Source organism: Streptomyces sp. NPDC059142, assembly GCF_042755665.1.
GTDB lineage: Bacteria > Actinomycetota > Actinomycetes > Streptomycetales > Streptomycetaceae > Streptomyces.
In genome coordinates, this window is the sequence record NZ_JBHZDA010000025.1 from 38428 (window position 1) to 54659 (window position 16232).

Here is a 16232-nt window from a genome sequence, read left to right on the forward strand (position 1 = left end):
GGGGTTCGGCGGGGGGCCCTGGGGTTGTGGGTGGGGGGGGGTGGGGGGTTGTGGGGCGGCGCCCGCCGGCCCCCCCGGGGGGGGGGGCCCCCGCCCACGACGACGAGTCGATCGCCGCGATCCGGCGGGCGCTCGATCTCGGCATCACGTTCTTCGACACCGCCGACGTGTACGGGACGGGCCACAGCGAGCACATCCTCGGCCGGGCGCTGCGCGGCCACCGCGACGAGGTCGTCCTCGCCACCAAGTGGGGCAACCTCTTCGACGAGGCGACCCGCGTCGCCGACGGCCACGACGCCACCCCCGGCCACGCCCGGCGGGCGCTCACCGCCTCGCTGCGCCGCCTCGGCACCGAGTACGTGGACCTCTACCAGCTCCACATCTCCGACGGGCCCCTCGACGCCGCCGCCGAACTCCGCGAAACCTGCGAGGAGTTGGTACGGGAGGGACTGATCCGCAGCTACGCGTGGAGCACCGACGACCCGGAGCGCGCGGCCGTGTTCGCCGGCGGTGAGCACTGCGCGGCCGTCCAGCACACCTGCAATGTGCTCCACGACGCGCCGGAGATGCTGGAGCTGTGCGCGGAACACGGGCTCGCGAGCGTGGCGCGCAGCCCCCTCGCGATGGGCCTGCTCGCCCGGGACCCCGGCGCCGGGGCCGACGCGGAGACCGGCTGGACGCGCGGCGCCGGCGACATCCGCACCGTACCGCCGGCGTGGCTGAGCTGGTTCGGCGCGGGCGGACTGCCGGTCCCGGAACAGGCGGCCCGGGTCGCCGCCGTACGCGACCTCCTCACCTCCGGGGGCCGCACCCTGGCCCAGGGAGCGCTCGCCTGGCTCTGGGCCCGCAGCCCGCACACGGTCCCGATCCCGGGCATCCGCTCGGTCGCCCAGGCCGAGGAGAACGCGGGGGCGCTGCGGTACGGGCCCCTCGGCGAGAGCGAGATGAAGGAGATCGCCGCGCTTCTGGCGGCGTGAAGTCCCCGGAACAGGATCCCGGGAACAGGATCCCCGGCGGGGTTCCCGCCCCGGGGACCTGTTCCGGTGGTCCGGCTCCCGGGTACGGGGCGGTCGGGCCTCCGGGCGTACGAGTCGGGCGGGTCCCGGGTACGGGGCGGTCGGGCCTCCGGGCCGACCTCAGGGCAGCAGGCGGCGCTCGTTGGCGGCGGCCACCGCTCCCGCCCGGGTGTCCACGCCCAACTTCCCGTAGATCCGGCCGAGATGCGTCTTCACCGTGGCCTCGCTGATGAACAGGGCGCGCGCGATCTCCCGGTTCCCCAGGCCGCGCGCCAACTGCCGGAGGATGTCACGCTCCCGCTCCGAGAGCGCGGGGCGCGGGCTGCGCATCTGGGCCAGCACCCGGTCGGCGACGGGCGCCGACAGCGCCGTACGCCCGGACGCCGCGTCCCGGATCGCCGCGAACAGCTCGTCCGGCTGTTCCGCCTTGAGCAGATAGCCGGTGGCGCCCGCTTCGATGGCGCGGGTGATGTCGGCGTCGGTGTCGAACATGGTGAGCACCAGGACGCGCGGCGCGGTCCCGGCACCGTAGGCGGCGCCCGAGACCAGATGGCGCGTGGCCGTCACGCCGTCCATGCCGTCGCCGAGCTGGAGATCCATCAGCACCACGTCGGGCCGGACCCGGCCGGCCATGGCGAGGGCCTCCTCCCCGCTGCCCGCCTCGCCGACCACCTCGATGCCCCCGGTGCTGGACAGCAGCGCGCGCAGCCCGGCCCGCACCACGGCGTGGTCGTCGCAGAGCAGCAACCGGATGGGCGAGGTGGGGGCGGACGGGCTCATGGGGCGACCTCTTCGAGGATGTGGGGGGCGGTGAGGGGGAGGGCCACGGTCACGACGGTGCCGCCGCCCGGCTCGGACTCGACGGTGAGCGTGCCGCCCGCGCCGTACGCCCGGACCCGCATGGCCGGCAGCCCGTGCCCGCGCCCCGAGCCCGCGCCGGGGGCGGGCACGGCGCCCGCGTCGAAGCCGGCGCCGTCGTCGGCGACGTCCAGGGAGATCCGGTCGCCCAGCCAGGTCAGGGTCAGCGCGGCCCGCGTCGCCCCGGCGTGCTCGCGCACATTGGCCAGCGCGCCCTGAGCGATGCGCAGCAGCGCGGCCCCGGTCCGCTCCGGCAGCGGGCCGGGGTCACCGTCGACCCGCAGGACCACGCTCAGGGCCGGGCCGCTCTCGCGGTCGGCGAGCGCGCCCAGCGCCTGGACGAGGGTGCGCTCCGCGAGGTCCGCGGGGGCCAGGTCATGGACGAACCGGCGGGCCTCGGTGAGCCCGCGGGCCCCGACACCGGCCGCCTCCCGCACATGGCCGCGGGCCGCGTCGGGGTCCGCGTGCCAGAGGCGGTCGGCGGCCTGGAGCATCATCTGCTGGCTGGACAGGCCCTGCGCGAGGGTGTCGTGGATCTCCGCGGAGAGCCGCTGCCGCTCGGCCAGGATCCCGGCGCGCCGTTCGGTGGCCGCCAGGTCGCGGCGGGTACGCACCAGGTCCTCGATCAGGACGCGCTGGCGGGCCGCCTGGCGCTGGAGGGCGATCAGCACGGCGGTGCCGACGGCGGCGACGGCGGGCGGGACGATCAGCACGTTGGGGTCGAACTCCCCCTCCGTGAAGCGCAGTTTGGAGGCGACGACCAGCACCGTCAGCACGGAGGCCAGTGCCACCGCGGACCGGGTGGGCAGCGTGTGCAGACCGGCGAAGAAGAGCGGCATGGCGCACCAGGCGGAGCTGGGCGCGAGGACGAGCAGGACGATCCAGACCGCCAGCACCGCCCCCAGCCGGACCAGATAGCGGGTGGTGGGGCGGGCGCCGGGGCGGGGTGCGGGGGCGAGGGCCCGGCCGAGCGTGTGGAGGAGCCCGAAGACGACGAAGAGGGTGACGATCCAGCCGATCGGCGGCTCGTCGCCGTGCAGGAGCACATGCCGCAGGAGCGAGGAGCCCAGCAGCAGGAGGAACGCGGCGTCCAGGACGGCGCGGAGCCACCGCGCGTCCGGATCCACCTCACCCCCGACCCGCACGCCCCGGCCCGCCCGCACCGTGTCCTCGGCCCGCGCCATGTCCTGCGCCCGCGCCATGTCCTCGGGCCGCACCGTGTCCTCCGGCCCACCGCGCCGCCGTACCACCGGAAACCTCCCCATCGCCGCGCACCGCCCTGGCCTCCTCACTTCCTCGCTTCCTCCAGCAGTCCTAACCCCGCACTCCGCCGCCCCGCATCAACCGATCGGCCGACACGGGTATCCCCCGCACCGCCCCCGGACCGGGGCCGCTCCACCGACACGGACTCCCCGCACCCGCAGCGAGGCTGGTACCAGCACCCGCACAGGTGCCGACGCCGGTACGACCACCGGCACGAGCCCGCCGAAGGAATCCGTATGCCCGCCAAGAATCTCACCGTCAACCGCGCCTCCCTCGGGCACCGGGTCACCTACGCCCTGCGCCACCCCGGCAGGGCGCCGCGCTTCCTGGCCCGCGCGGCCAGGGACACCTGGCTGCGCTACCGCTGGCCGGACCACATCGCGTACTACCGCGCCGTGATGCGCTCCGACACCCGCGTCGCCCCGCACGCGGCGGTGGGCAGCGCCACGTACGAGCGGTGGCTGGCCCTGGGGACGATGCAATTCGACTATCTCCTCGGCCACGGGCTGCGCCCCGAGCACCGGATGCTGGAGATCGGCTGCGGCAATCTGCGGGCGGGCTGGCGCTTCATCGACCATCTGGAGCCCGCGCACTACTACGGCATCGACATCTCGCCCGACATCCTCGCCGCGGCCCAGGACACCCTGGTCGACCGGGGACTCCAGGACCGGTTGCCCACGCTGACCCCGGTCCGTGACCTGAAACTGGCGTTCCTGCCCGACGCCTGGTTCGACGTCGTGCACGCGCACAGCGTCTTCTCGCACTCCCCGCTCCCGGTCATCGAGGAGTGCCTGGCCCACGTCGGCCGTGTACTGGCGCCCGGCGGCTGGTTCGACTTCACCTTCGACCGTACGGAGGGCGAGGAACACCAGGTCCTGCGGGAGGACTTCTACTACCGTACGGAGACGCTCGTCGCCCTGGCCGGGAAGTACGGTCTGTCGGCCCGCTTCATGGACGACTGGGAGGAGCTGCCGCACGGCCAGTCCAAGATCCGGGTCACCCACGGCTCCTGAGCCCCGGATCCGTCAGCCCCGCCCCACGAACGGCATCGCCGTCGCCAGCACCGTTGCGAACTGCACGTTCGCCTCCAGCGGCAGCTCCGCCATGTGCAGCACGGTCCGCGCCACATCCGTCACGTCCATGACCGGCTCCACCGCCAGTTCCCCGTCGGCCTGCGGCACCCCCTGCCGCATCCGCTCCGTCATGTCCGTCGCCGCGTTGCCGATGTCGATCTGCCCGCAGGCGATCCGGTACGGACGGCCGTCCAGCGACAGCGACTTGGTGAGGCCGGTCATGCCGTGCTTCGTCGCGGTGTACGCGACCGAGTCGGGGCGCGGCGCGTGGGCCGAGATCGAGCCGTTGTTGATGATCCGGCCGCCCTGCGGGTCCTGCGCCTTCATCAGCCGGAACGCGGCCTGCGCGCAGAGGAACGTCCCGGTCAGATTGGTGTCCACGACCTTCCGCCACGCCGAGTAGGGGAGGTCCTCCACCTTGATGCCGCCGGGGCCGAAGGTGCCCGCGTTGTTGAAGAGCAGGTCGAGCCGGCCGTACCGCTCGCCCACCGCCGCGAACAGCGCGTCCACGTCCTCCGGCCGCGACACATCGGTCGGCACGGACAGCACGCCGGCCCCGGCGGCGGAACCGGCGCCCGGCCCCGGCGCCCCGCCCCGCCCCATCGCCCCGGCCGTCTCCGCCAGCGCCGTCTCGCGCCGCCCGGCGAGCACCACCGACCAGCCCGCGCCGTCCAGCGCCACCGCGACGGCCCGGCCGATGCCCGAGCCCGCCCCGGTCACGACGGCGACGCGCCGCCCGCCGTCCTGGTCCTCGACTCCGCCCATGACATCCATGGCCCCGGAGCGTACCCGCGCCGCGCCCTACCCCTCCAGGTCGACCGGGTAGCGGACGCCGACGCGTTCCCGTACCGCGTCGAGCGTCCGCATCACGGCGAGCGTCCCGTCCAGCGGCACCAGCGGCGACTCCCTCTCGCCCGCCCGCAGACAGCGCGCCACCTCGGCCGCCTCGTACTGGAGGCCGTGCAGCGTGGCCTCCGGACCCGCCGTGATCTCCTCGGGCTCCGCGCCGTCCCGGCGCAGCACGAACCGGTCCGCGTGGAAGAAACCGGACGGGACGTCGATCCGCCCCTTCGTCCCCGTCACCGTGGCCGTCGCCGGGGTCCCCGCCGTGATCGAGCACGACAGCAGCGCCGTCGCCCCGGACTCCCAGCCCAGCAGCATCCCGGTGTTCAGATCGACGCCCTCGGGGGAGAGCAGGGCATCGGCCTGGACACGGTCCGGCTCGCCCAGCAGCAGGTGCGCGAAGGAGACCGGGTACACCCCCAGGTCCAGTACGGCGCCCCCGCCGAGCGCCGGGTCCCGCAGCCGGTGGCCGGCCGGGAAGGGGCCCTGGATGCCGAAGTCCGCCTGGACGGTACGGATCTCACCGATCGCCCCGTCCCGCACCAGCTCCGCCAGCCGCCGGACGACCGGGTTGCAGTACGTCCACATCGCCTCCATCAGGAAGACGCCGCGCTCCCGGGCGAGGGCGACCAGCTCCCCGGCCTCCCGGGCGTTGAGCGTGAACGCCTTCTCGCACAGCACCGGTCGGCCCGCCGCCAGCGCGAGCCCGGCGGCGGCCCGGTGCGCGGAGTGCGGGGTCGCGACGTACACGACGTCCACCTCCTCGTCGGCCATGAGCGCCGCCCAGTCGCCGTACGCGCGCGGGATCCCGAACCGGTCCGCGAACTCCTTCGCCGACGCCTCGCGCCGCGAGGCCACCGCGACGACCTCGGCGTCCGCCAGTTCCCCCACGTCGGAGGTGAACCGTTCCGCGATACCGCCGGTCGCCAGTACGCCCCAGCGCACGGCACGGTCGTCCGGAACACGTCCTGCTGTCATAGCCGCCTCACTCACTGTCCGCCCGTTCGATGCCCGGGAACGGGTCCCGACCACTCCGCCTGAGCTGAGAGCATAGGTAAGGATTTCAACGACATGGAGATATGGATGCCGGACGGCGGCCGCACCACCGAAGGAAGCACCGAACACATACGTTCCGAGCAGCGCCGCTCGGCACTCGTCCCCCCGACCGCCCCCACGGCGGGCTCCGCCCCCGTACCCCCGGCCCTGCCCGTCCCCGACCCGGCGGCGGCGCCCGCCGCCGTGGTCGCCGCGCGCCGCGCCGGGCTGCTGGTCACCCTGGTCCTCGGCGGGCTCACCGCGCTGCCCCCGCTCTCCATGGACATGTACCTCCCGGCCCTCCCGGAGGTCACCCGCTCCCTCGGCACGGTCGCCGCCACCGCCCAGCTCACGCTGACCGCCTGTCTCGCCGGCATGGCGCTCGGCCAGATCGTCGTCGGGCCGATGAGCGACAAGTTCGGCCGGCGCAGGCCGCTCATGTTCGGCATGGTCGTCTATGTCATCGCCACGGCCATCTGCGCCTTCGCCCCCACGGTCGAACTCCTCATCGGCTTCCGGCTGCTCCAGGGCCTGGCGGGCGCGGCGGGCATCGTGATCGCGCGCGCCGTCGTGCGCGACCTGTACGACGGCGTGGAGATGGCCCGCTTCTTCTCCACCCTGATGCTGATCTCCGGGGTCGCCCCGGTCATCGCCCCCGTGATCGGCGGTCAGGTGCTGCGGCTCACGGACTGGCGCGGCATCTTCGTCGTCCTCACCGTGGTCGGTGTCCTTCTCACCCTCGTCGTCTGGAAGTGGCTGCACGAGACGCTGCCCCCGGAGCGGCGCCACAGCGGCGGCGTCGGTGAGGCGCTGCGCACCATGCGCGGACTCCTCGCCGACCGGGTCTTCACCGGCTACACCCTCGCGGGCGGGCTCGCCTTCGCGGCGCTCTTCGCGTACGTCGCCGCCTCGCCGTTCGTCGTGCAGGAGATCTACGGCGCGTCGCCGCAGACCTTCAGCCTGCTCTTCGGCGTCAACTCCATCGGCCTGATCACCGTCGGCCAGATCAACGGCAAGGTGCTGGTCGGCCGGGTCTCCCTGGACCGGGTGCTCGGCTTCGGCCTGCTCGTCATCGCGGGCGCGGCGCTGGCGCTGCTGCTGATGACCTCCGGGGTCTTCGGCGACGTCGGTCTCTTCCCGGTCGCGGCGGGCCTCTTCGTCCTGATGTCGGCGATGGGCCTCGCGATGCCCAACACCAACGCCTCCGCGCTGATGCGCGCCCCGCACGCCGCGGGTTCGGCGTCCGCGCTCATCGGGACGGCGTCGTTCCTGATCGGGGCCGTCGCCTCGCCGCTGGTGGGCATCGCGGGCGAGGAGACGGCCGTACCGATGGCCGTCGTCCAACTGGTGTGCGCGGTGGGCGCGCTGATCGCGTTCGTGGCGCTCGTACGGCCGTGGCGCCACCAGCGCCCGATGGAACGCCCGGTGGCCTGACGCCTCGCCGCCGGGCACCTTCCGCCGGGCGGCCGGATGGCCCGGCGGCCCGCGGCCCGGCGGCTCCCTCAGCCCCGGTTGTCGCGGTGCGGATACCCGGTCAGATGCGACCGGTCCCTGCCGTCCGTCCAGCGGAAGAGACCGACCCCGGAGATCTCCGCACCGGGCAGCCGGACATTGAGGGCCAGCGTCTCGGGCGTCGCCGTCGTCAGATCCACGGTGACCGGGGCGCTGCCCCCGCCCGCCAGCGCGTCCGCGGCGCTGCGGGCGCTGCGCGCCCCGTACGCCGTGCCGTCGTCCGCGACCGTGGCCAGCGTCAGCGGGCGCGTACCGTCCTCCTCCTCGAAGCAGTACGCGCGCTTCTCCGCCAGATCGAAGGCGAGCCGCCCGGCCACCAGATAGCCGCCCTTCGGCGAGGAGACGAGCTGCGGCTCGTCCGCCGGCCTGATCGCGGGCCTCCGGCAGCCGACCTGGAGCACCGCCTTGCCGGTCGCCGCGTCGTGCAGCGCCCACACCTCATGGGTACGGGCGTCCTTCGCGCCCTTCTTCTTCTGCCACGTGGCGAGGACGTACCCGCCCGCCATCGACGCGGGCACCCCGGACGCCGCGTCCGTGTCCTTCGGCGCGACCTTCCTGCTGTACCAGCCGCCGCGCACCCAGAACTCCTTGGCGCCGCTGACGAGCAGGCCCTTGTCGGTCGTCCCGCGCACCTGCGTCAGCCTGCGGCACTCGGCGCACCCCTTGGGGTAGCCGAGCGCGCCCGGCGGAACACTGACCACGTCCCCGCTCACCGGGTCCACCACGGTGCTCGTGGCCTTGCCGTCGCTGACCAGCACACCGGGCCCCCACGCGGTGACCTTCGGCACGTCGGCCCAGGGGAGTTCGACCCGGCGCGCGGAGCCGTCGGCCGCGCTGTAGATGTCGAGGGAGACGAGGGCGTCCGCGGGCTGGCCCGGACTCCGGTCGATCCGCCCGTACGACCAGGTGACGAAGTACTCCCGCCGGTCGCCGGTCGTCACGGCGAGCAGCCGGGGGAAGCGGTCGGGCGCGAAGAGGGTCCGCCGGGGCTCACCGCTCCAGCCGGGCTTCCCGGTGGCGGGATCGACGGTACGGATCAGATACCGGTCCTCGTCCGTCCGGTCCAGATAGGCGACGAGCCCGGTGTCCTCGGCGACCGCGTAGCCCGGGGAGCCGTCGATGATGTCCCAGCCGCGCGCCGTGTCGTACGTGGCCGGGACGGGGAGCTGCGGGATCCGCGGCGCACCGCTCGCCGACGGCACGACGGCCTTGGTGCCGGTGGTCGTGGCCTTGCCGTCCGGGCCGCCGCCGGTCTTCGCCGCCGGTCCGCCGCAGGTGGCCAGGAGGAGCAGCAGCGCGAGGACGATCACTCCGGCCACCAGGGCCCCGCGGACGATCCGCTCCCTGCGGGTCGGGACCTCCCCGAAGGGCCGCATGCGGCGCATGGGCCTGAGGGTCCCCGTGGGCCCGAAGGCTCTGAGCCGGATCCGCTGCCACATGGTCCCCATGGTCCCCGTGGTCCTCCCGTGAGAGCCCCCGCCCCGCCTGACAAGGCCGTCAGCGTAGCAACAGGCCATCGTCCCTTCGGTGTTCGCTCCGGGGTGACGGACGGGGGTGCTGCGGCTTGCCCCGGTTGCCTAGTGCCGCGACCGGCAATGTTTGCCCCGAAGGAGCGTCGTCCGGTGCGTGCGATCGCAAGGCGGCCGGAAGCCCTCGTAGCGGAGCTACCAGGGCTTTTGGCCAACGCCGCGAGCGTGCGTGCGGGGCGGCGCGACGGGGCAAAGCTTGCCGGGAGGGGCACTAAAATTCGGCCGGTGAACGCCACCCTCTCCACCGCGGAGACCCTGCGCGCCCAGCTCGGCCGCCTGCTCGACGGGCTGCCGCCCAAGCAGGCCACGCAGGCAGTCGACCGGCTGATCGCCAACTACCGCGGGACCACCCCGACGGACGCGCCCGTCCTGCGGGACCGCTCCGATGTCGCCGCCTACGCCGCGTACCGGATGCCCGCGACCTTCGAGGCCGTACGGTCCGCGCTGGAGGCGCTGGCGGACGCGGCGCCCGGCTGGACCCCGGGCAGCCATCTCGACGTGGGCGGCGGCACGGGCGCGGCGGTCTGGGCGGCGGACGCGGTCTGGGGCGGCGCCCCGGACGCGCCGCGCGCCACCACGGTCCTGGACTGGGCCGAACCGGCGCTCGCCCTCGGCCGTGAACTGGCCCGGTCCTCGGGCATCCCCGCGCTCAGCGCCGCCGAGTGGCGCGGCGGCCGGATCGAGGAGGCCCTGAAGCTGGCCGGGAGCGACCTCGTGACGGTCTCGTACGTCCTGAAGGAACTGGCCGCGCGCGACCGCACCGCCCTGGTCACGGAGGCGGCGCGGGCCGCCAAGGCCGTGGTGGTCGTGGAACCGGGCACCCCCGACGGCTACCTGCGCGTCATCGAGGCCCGCGACCTGCTGATCGGCGCGGGCTTCCACGTCGCGGCCCCCTGCCCCCACGACCGCGCCTGCCCGATCACCCCGGGCACCGACTGGTGCCACTTCTCGGCCCGGGTCAGCAGATCGTCCCTGCACCGCCAGGTGAAGGGCGGCTCGCTCCCGTACGAGGACGAGAAGTTCAGCTATGTCGCGGCGGTCCGCTTCACCCCGGACCCGGCCGGGGCACGCGTCATCCGCAGGCCGCAGATCCGCAAGGGCCAGGTGCTCCTGGAACTCTGCACGGCGGACGACGCGCTGCGCCGCGAGACCGTCACCAAGCGCCACGGCCCCCTCTACCGCGCGGCGAGGGACGCGGACTGGGGCGACACCTGGCCGCCCGCCCCCTGAACCCGGCGGGCGGCCCGGACGAGGTCCGTCACGACAGGATCTCCACGTACCCGTCGGTCCCGTGCACCCGGATCCGCTGCCCGTCCCGGATCAGCCGGGTGGCCCCGTCCATGCCCACCACCGCCGGCAGACCGTACTCCCGGGCGATCACCGAGCCATGGGTCATCAGGCCGCCCACCTCCGTCACCAGGCCCGCGATGCCGACGAACACCGGCGACCAGCTCGGGTCCGTACAGACCGTGACGAGGATGTCGCCCGCTTCGAGGTCGGCCTCCGCCAGGTCGAGGACGACGCGCGCCCGCCCCTCGACGGTCCCGGCGGAGACCGGCAGGCCGACCAGGGCGCCGGCCGGTACACCGTCGCGGTGGAACGACCCGTTGAGGGCGTCGCCGTCCGAGGTGAGCACGCGGGGCGGGGTGAGCGCCCGGTACGAACGGAACGCCTCCTCGCGCCGCCTGACGAGCCGTTCGTCCACCTCCTGCGTGCGCACGGCCTCCCGCAGCTCCTCGAACGTGAGGTGGAAGATGTCCTCCTTCCCGCCGATCACCCCGGCCCGCGCCAGGCGCTCGCCCTCCGCCAGCAGCGCCCGCTTGTAGACGAAGTAGCGGCTGACGATGAAGTACTTGGGGTACTCCCGGTACCCGATGAAGGCCCGCACCTGGTCGATCATCCGCTTGGTCTCGTCGGCCTTCCGCTCCCCGTCCGGCAGCGCGCGCAGCCGCGACAGCACGTCCTGTTCCTTCTCCCGCGCCTTGCGCCGGCCCTCCTCGAAGCGCTGCTCCGCGGCGCCCGGTCCGAAGTTCCTGACGTGGTCGAGGATCAGGGGGACGAGCGTGGTGGGGCGCTCACGCCAGCGCGGCCTCGTGATGTCGATCTCGCCGGCGCAGCGCATCCCGTACAGGTCGAGATAGCCCTCGATGGCGGCGCGCGCCTCGCTCCCGCCCGGGAGCCCCGCCAGCCCGTCCAGGAACCCCTCGTCCCCGGCGCCCCGCAGATACGTCACGACCTCGGGGTACGGACGGATCACGTCCGCGACGCCGAGCAGCGCCAGCCCCATCTCCGACGTGATGTTGCCGGGGGCGGAGAGCGTGAGCGTGTCCGCCGCGTTCTTCTCGCCCAGCCACTCCAGGAGCTTGTCGCCCAGCCACCAGGTGGCCTCCATCCCCGCCATGATCGCCTGGAAGTTCAGCGGATCGCCGAGGACGCGTTTGTGCTCCTCGAAGGCGTCCAGCAGGAAGTCGAAGAGCGCCGGTCCGCTCTTCGTCCCGATCGCGCGCTCCAGGTCGGCGACGGACGCCCGGCTGCGTTCGATCAGCCCGGCGACGAGGGCCGGATCGGCCTCCGCCGGGACGGAGGGCCGGCCGGCCGGCGGGGCGCCCGGAGCCGGGTCCGGGAGCGGGGGGACGAAGTCCCCGCTCGCGAGTACGGTCTCCAGCGCGTCCCTGACCAGCGGATCGCCCCTCCCCAGGACGTCCAGGGTGGCGGCGCGGCTCGCGGGCGTGGCCAGCCGCCCGGTGACGTCGACGAACAGCCTCCCGCCGGCCTCGTGCATCGCCACCATCGCCGTCAGACGCCACAGGGAGAGCCCCAGGGGCTTCATCGGGTCGGTCATCATCTGCCCGTGACCGACGGAGACATAGACGTGGTTCTCCTCGTCGTCGGCGTGGGGGACGGGGAACAGCGTGGTGATGGGCCGGCTCTGGACGATCTGGAAGCCCTCGTCGTCCAGGCACCACTCGATGTCCTGCGGGCTGCCGAAGTGCGCCTCGATCCGCCGCCCGAGCTGTACGAGCCGCACCGCCTGGGCGTCCGTCAGCGAGGGCTGTTCCCGCCGCTCCGGGGGGAGCGCCACCTCCCGCGTACCGCCGTCCGGCCGGGCGTACAGGGCGCGCTCCTTGACGGCGATCGTCCTGGCGACGACCTCGCCGTGCCGCACGGTGAAGACGTCCGGGTTCACCAGCCCGGAGACCAGCGCCTCACCGAGCCCGAAGCCGGCGTCCACGGTGGCGGTCCGCCGGTTGCCCGTGACGGGGTCGGCCGTGAACAGCACACCGGCCGCGTGCGGCAGGACCATCCGCTGCACGACCACGGCCATGTGGACCGTACGGTGGTCGATACCGCCCCGCCGGCGGTAGGCCACCGCCCGCTCGGTGAACAGCGAGGCCCAGCACCGGCTGACGTGCCGGAGGACCTCCGCCGCCCCCACGACGTTCAGATACGTGTCCTGCTGGCCGGCGAAGGAGGCCGTCGGCAGGTCCTCCGCCGTAGCGCTGGACCGGACGGCGCAGGCGGCCCGCTCGCCGAGCCGGGCGTACGCGCGGGTGACCGCCTCCGCGAGATCGTCGGGGACGGCGATCTCCTCGATGGTCCGGCGGATCCGCGCGCTGAGCGTACGGAGCGCCTCCCGGTCGTCCGGGTCCAGCCGCGCCAGCCGGTCGAGCTGCTCGCCGAGCGACGGCGCCTCCGCCGTGATCCGCCGGAAGGCGTCCGTGGTCACACAGAACCCCTCGGGCACCCGGACCCCCTCGATCCGCGCCAGCCCGCCCAGATGCGCGCCCTTACCGCCGACGACCGCCCCCCGCGTCTCGTCGGCCTCGCGAAGATCCCACACGTACTCCTCCGACGGTCCGACGTCACCGTGTCCATACGTCGACCTCACACGCATGTCGTGCCCCCACATTTCGCAGAATCCGGCCTCGGCCGAAGATTTTGCGTCACCCCCGGGGCCTTGCCGCAAGCCCCCCGGTGCGCTATACGTTAGGAGTGGCGAGGAGAGCGATCTCCTCGCCTCTGCTCGTGGCGGCTCCCTTCGCACCGCCACTCCCATCCCTCCACGCCCACCGCCACGACGCCCCGTCAGTCGCGCGGGCCGCGCAGTTCCTGTGTGCAGCACTTGACGTTGCCGCCGCCCTTGAGCAGTTCCCCGAGGTCCATGCCGATCGGCTCGAAACCCCGCTCCCGCAGCGGTTCGAAGAGGCCCGTGGCGGCCTGTGGGAGCAGGACGTGGCGGCCGTCGCTCACCGCGTTCAGGCCGAGTCTCGCCGCGTCGGCGGCGTCGGCGATCAGGGCGTCCGGGAAGAGGCGGGTGAGGACGGCGCGGCTGCCGGGGGAGAACGCGTCCGGGTAGTACATGATCTCGTCGGCCGCGTCGTCCAGCACGCAGAGCGCCGTGTCCAGGTGGTAGAAGCGCGGGTCGACCAGGTCCAGGCCGATCACCGGCCGGCCGAAGAACTCCTGCGCCTCCCCGTGCGAGAGCGGGCTCGACCGGAAGCCCCGGCCGGCCAGCAGATACGTGGCGGTGACCGCGAAGTCGCCCTCGCCCTCGTTGATGTGCACGGGCTCGCTGACGTCCGGGTAGCCGTGGGTCCGGAACCAGTCCCGGTGGGCCTCCGCCTCCCCGGACCGCTCCTCGTGCGCGAACCGCGCCCCCAGCACCCGGCCGTCGACCACCGTCGCGCCGTTCGCCGCGAACACCATGTCGGGCAGGTCGGGCTCCGGGTCGAGTACGGAGACGGTGTGGCCGAGCGCCCGGTAGCGGTCGCGCAGGTCCTCCCACTGGACGAGCGCCAGGGCCTGGTCGACGGGTTTGGTCGGGTCCATCCAGGGGTTGATCGAGTACGTCACCCGGAAGTGCTCCGGCGGACACATGAGATAGCTGCGGGGCGAGGCGTCACGAGGCAACGGAGGCTCCTCACGAGCGGCGGTGCGCACGATGTGTGCGTGAGAGTCATGGTCCGCCGCGCGCGGTCTTCGCGCTGTGCACCGTTCGGGTGGTTCTTCGCGCACGTCAGACGGGTGTACGAGACGGAACGTACCGACTCGCGATGCCGCCCCGCGCCGCCCCGGGCGCCCGGTCGGGTTGCTAGATTGACGGCCATGGCTGAGAGCAAGGCACCCGACTCCTCCCGCCGCAGCGACCGGTCGCGCCGCGCCATCCACGACGCCGCTCTCGCCCTGGTCACGGAGATCGGCTACGCGCGCACCACCATCGAGGGCATCGCGGCCCGCGCGGGCGTCGGCAAGCAGACGATCTACCGCTGGTGGCCCTCCAAGGCGGCCGTCCTGCTGGAGGCGTTCCTCGACCTCGGCGAGCGGACGGCGCGCGAGGCGGGCGGGGACGGCGCGGAGCAGGGGATCCCCGACACCGGAGACCTGGAGACCGACCTCAAGCTGGTGCTGCGCGCCACGGTGGACGAGATGAACAACCCCGCCTACGACCTGCCGGCCCGGGCGCTCGCCGCCGAGGGGATCATCGACGCGGAGCTGGGCGCCGAGTTCGCGCGCAAGCTGCTCGAACCGCAGCTCACGTTGTACGTGCGGCGCCTGGCCGCCGGGCAGGACGCCGGCGCCGTACGGCGCGACCTCGATCTGCGGATCGCGCTGGAGCTGCTGGTCGGGCCGGTCGCCCACCGCTGGCTGCTGCGGACGCTCCCGCTGACGCACGAGTACGCGGACGCGATCGTCGAGTACGCGCTCCACGGGCTCGCACCCCGGAACTGATCCCGGCGCGGACGGCGCCCCGGCGCCCCGGGGGCGCGCGGGGGCGCGTGGAGGCATCTGGGGCGGGTGTGGTGAAGACCACCGGGCGCCCGAGCCGCCCCGGAGCCGCCCATCACCCCCTCGTACCGCCGCATAAGCCGCAATTCTCCCGCTTGCGAGGGATGAGCCCTCCGCCCCCGGTGCCGGAGCGCGGCGCTCCGAGGCGCAGGATGGTGCGACCATGGAAAGAGTCCGCAGGGACGAGCATGAGGGTGAGGGGATAGATGGGCGACGATCTCGGCCGCTACCGCGGCACGGAGAGCAGGATTCCCCAGTGGCTGCGCAGGCGACCCAGGAAGAGCGCCGGCGACGCCACGCTCGAAGGGGACGCGTCGAGCCGTGAGGCGCTGCTGCTCGCCGTGGCCGAAGCGGGAATGCCCGTCTCGCCCGCCGCCCACCCCGTCGGCTACCGATGTTCGTGCGAACGCATCGGCTGCCCCACCCCGGCCAGACACCCGCTCTCCTTCGCCTGGCAGACCCAGTCCACCACCGACCGGGCACAGATCGAACGCTGGGCGCGCAACCAGCCCGAGGCGAACTTCATCACCGCGACGGGCATGATCCACGACGTCCTCGACGTCCCCTTCGAAGCGGGCAGCCGCGCCCTGGAACGCCTGCTGGAGCAGGGCATCGACGTCGGCCCCGTGGCCGACTCCGGCGGCGACCGGATGCTCTTCTTCACCGCGACGCGCGGCACCCCGGAGGACGAGGACGAGTGGTGGCCCTGCGAGCTGGACTGCCACCCCGAGACGATGGACGAACACCCCGGGCTGCGCTGGCACTGCCGGGGCAGCTACGTCCTCGTACCCCCGGCGCGGCTCCCCGGTGAGCTGGCGGTCCGCTGGCTGCGCGGTCCCGAGTACCCGCTCCCCGACCCGCTGACCCTGCTGGAGACGCTGACCGACGCGTGCGCGCGGTACGCGGGCGAGAACGGCGAACTGGACCCGCACGCGGTGGCCTGGCCCCTGGGGCGTTGACGCCGCGCTCCCGCCCGGTCGCCGTACCACGCGACCGCCCCGATCAGCACCGCCGCGCCCAGCCCGTACAGGGGCAGCCACAGCGTCGTCGTGGCGGCCAGGCACTCCGCGACGGCCTTACGCCTGGACCTGCTGCGCGAACGCCAGGGCGGCACCGTCACCGCCCGCGCCTGGAGGGCCGCGTACCGTCCCGTCAGCGTCACCCCGATGAAGGTGGCGGACCACTGCCACGACCCCTGGGCCGGCGCGAACGTCAGCACCGCGGCGAGCCCGATACCGATCACCCCGGGAGAGGGGAGGCCGTCGCGGGCCGTGCCGGACACCGGCCTCGGGGGCATGGGCGGGCGGGGGTCGCTC

At 73.9% G+C, this 16232-nt stretch carries 13 protein-coding genes; 6 read left to right on the plus strand and 7 right to left on the minus strand.

All coding sequences use genetic code 11. The features are described from left to right. Positions 1 to 977 (plus strand): aldo/keto reductase (locus ACFXPK_RS12545; protein ID WP_385074500.1); only part of this gene is annotated, 977 nt, incomplete at its 5' end. A 159-nt stretch (positions 978 to 1136) separates the two neighbouring features. On the opposite strand, the gene ACFXPK_RS12550 is transcribed toward ACFXPK_RS12545, so the two are convergent. Together ACFXPK_RS12550 and ACFXPK_RS12555 are read right to left on the minus strand one after the other, a co-directional pair. Continuing rightward, positions 1137 to 1796, minus strand: a complete 660-nt coding sequence (locus tag ACFXPK_RS12550; RefSeq protein WP_385074502.1) for a response regulator — start codon at positions 1794 to 1796, stop codon at positions 1137 to 1139. Further along, positions 1793 to 3058 (minus strand): sensor histidine kinase, encoded by a 1266-nt coding sequence (locus ACFXPK_RS12555; RefSeq protein ID WP_385074571.1) that lies wholly within the window; start codon positions 3056 to 3058, stop codon positions 1793 to 1795. The genes ACFXPK_RS12550 and ACFXPK_RS12555 overlap by 4 nt, the downstream gene beginning before the upstream one ends. Before the next feature lie 315 nt (positions 3059 to 3373). On the opposite strand from ACFXPK_RS12555, the gene ACFXPK_RS12560 reads away from it, so the two are divergent. Further along, a complete protein-coding gene (locus ACFXPK_RS12560; RefSeq protein WP_384992152.1) occupies positions 3374 to 4150 on the plus strand; it encodes a class I SAM-dependent methyltransferase in 777 nt (258 codons plus the stop codon). Positions 4151 to 4162: 12 nt separating this feature from the next. On the opposite strand, the gene ACFXPK_RS12565 is transcribed toward ACFXPK_RS12560, so the two are convergent. Together ACFXPK_RS12565 and ACFXPK_RS12570 are read right to left on the minus strand one after the other, a co-directional pair. Next, the gene (locus ACFXPK_RS12565) at positions 4163 to 4984 is read right to left on the minus strand and encodes an SDR family oxidoreductase (protein ID WP_385074506.1); all 822 of its coding nucleotides are present in this window, start codon (positions 4982 to 4984) and stop codon (positions 4163 to 4165) included. A 27-nt stretch (positions 4985 to 5011) separates the two neighbouring features. Beyond that, positions 5012 to 6031 (minus strand): Gfo/Idh/MocA family protein, encoded by a 1020-nt coding sequence (locus ACFXPK_RS12570; RefSeq protein ID WP_384992157.1) that lies wholly within the window; start codon positions 6029 to 6031, stop codon positions 5012 to 5014. A gap of 105 nt (positions 6032 to 6136) precedes the next feature. Between ACFXPK_RS12570 and ACFXPK_RS12575 the strand changes: the two genes are divergently transcribed. Then, complete coding sequence (locus ACFXPK_RS12575) at positions 6137 to 7522, plus strand: multidrug effflux MFS transporter (RefSeq protein WP_385074574.1); 1386 nt, start codon at positions 6137 to 6139, stop codon at positions 7520 to 7522. 68 nt (positions 7523 to 7590) lie between these two features. Here ACFXPK_RS12575 and ACFXPK_RS12580 read toward each other — a convergent pair whose 3' ends face one another. Continuing rightward, positions 7591 to 8985: a hypothetical protein gene (locus tag ACFXPK_RS12580; protein WP_385074509.1), complete on the minus strand. Its 1395-nt coding sequence runs from the start codon at positions 8983 to 8985 to the stop codon at positions 7591 to 7593. Positions 8986 to 9354: 369 nt separating this feature from the next. On the opposite strand from ACFXPK_RS12580, the gene ACFXPK_RS12585 reads away from it, so the two are divergent. Next, positions 9355 to 10359: a small ribosomal subunit Rsm22 family protein gene (locus tag ACFXPK_RS12585; protein ID WP_385074511.1), complete on the plus strand. Its 1005-nt coding sequence runs from the start codon at positions 9355 to 9357 to the stop codon at positions 10357 to 10359. A 28-nt stretch (positions 10360 to 10387) separates the two neighbouring features. Here ACFXPK_RS12585 and rph read toward each other — a convergent pair whose 3' ends face one another. Together rph and ddaH are read right to left on the minus strand one after the other, a co-directional pair. Further along, positions 10388 to 13018, minus strand: a complete 2631-nt coding sequence (gene rph, locus ACFXPK_RS12590; protein WP_385074515.1) for a rifamycin-inactivating phosphotransferase — start codon at positions 13016 to 13018, stop codon at positions 10388 to 10390. Positions 13019 to 13215: 197 nt separating this feature from the next. After that, positions 13216 to 14073 carry a dimethylargininase gene (gene ddaH, locus ACFXPK_RS12595; RefSeq protein ID WP_385074577.1) on the minus strand — a complete coding sequence of 286 codons (858 nt, stop codon included), beginning with the start codon at positions 14071 to 14073 and terminating at the stop codon, positions 13216 to 13218. A 162-nt stretch (positions 14074 to 14235) separates the two neighbouring features. On the opposite strand from ddaH, the gene ACFXPK_RS12600 reads away from it, so the two are divergent. After that, positions 14236 to 14859, plus strand: coding sequence for a TetR/AcrR family transcriptional regulator (locus ACFXPK_RS12600; RefSeq protein ID WP_385074518.1), 624 nt, complete (start codon positions 14236 to 14238; stop codon positions 14857 to 14859). Positions 14860 to 15122: 263 nt separating this feature from the next. Beyond that, entirely contained in the window at positions 15123 to 15875 is a 753-nt protein-coding gene (locus tag ACFXPK_RS12605) for a bifunctional DNA primase/polymerase (RefSeq protein ID WP_385074521.1), read from the plus strand. The last annotated feature ends 357 nt before the right edge of the window (positions 15876 to 16232 follow it).

What these genes read in the sequence shown, in the direction of transcription:
- ACFXPK_RS12550 (WP_385074502.1), bottom strand. Translation starts at nt 1,796, where the DNA reads ATGAGCCCGTCCGCCCCCACCTCGCCCATCCGGTTGCTGCTCTGCGAC.
- ACFXPK_RS12555 (WP_385074571.1), bottom strand. Translation starts at nt 3,058, where the DNA reads ATGGCGCGGGCCGAGGACACGGTGCGGGCGGGCCGGGGCGTGCGGGTC.
- ACFXPK_RS12560 (WP_384992152.1), top strand. Translation starts at nt 3,374, where the DNA reads ATGCCCGCCAAGAATCTCACCGTCAACCGCGCCTCCCTCGGGCACCGG.
- ACFXPK_RS12565 (WP_385074506.1), bottom strand. Translation starts at nt 4,984, where the DNA reads ATGGATGTCATGGGCGGAGTCGAGGACCAGGACGGCGGGCGGCGCGTC.
- ACFXPK_RS12570 (WP_384992157.1), bottom strand. Translation starts at nt 6,031, where the DNA reads ATGACAGCAGGACGTGTTCCGGACGACCGTGCCGTGCGCTGGGGCGTA.
- ACFXPK_RS12575 (WP_385074574.1), top strand. Translation starts at nt 6,137, where the DNA reads ATGCCGGACGGCGGCCGCACCACCGAAGGAAGCACCGAACACATACGT.
- ACFXPK_RS12580 (WP_385074509.1), bottom strand. Translation starts at nt 8,985, where the DNA reads ATGCGCCGCATGCGGCCCTTCGGGGAGGTCCCGACCCGCAGGGAGCGG.
- ACFXPK_RS12600 (WP_385074518.1), top strand. Translation starts at nt 14,236, where the DNA reads ATGGCTGAGAGCAAGGCACCCGACTCCTCCCGCCGCAGCGACCGGTCG.
- ACFXPK_RS12605 (WP_385074521.1), top strand. Translation starts at nt 15,123, where the DNA reads ATGGGCGACGATCTCGGCCGCTACCGCGGCACGGAGAGCAGGATTCCC.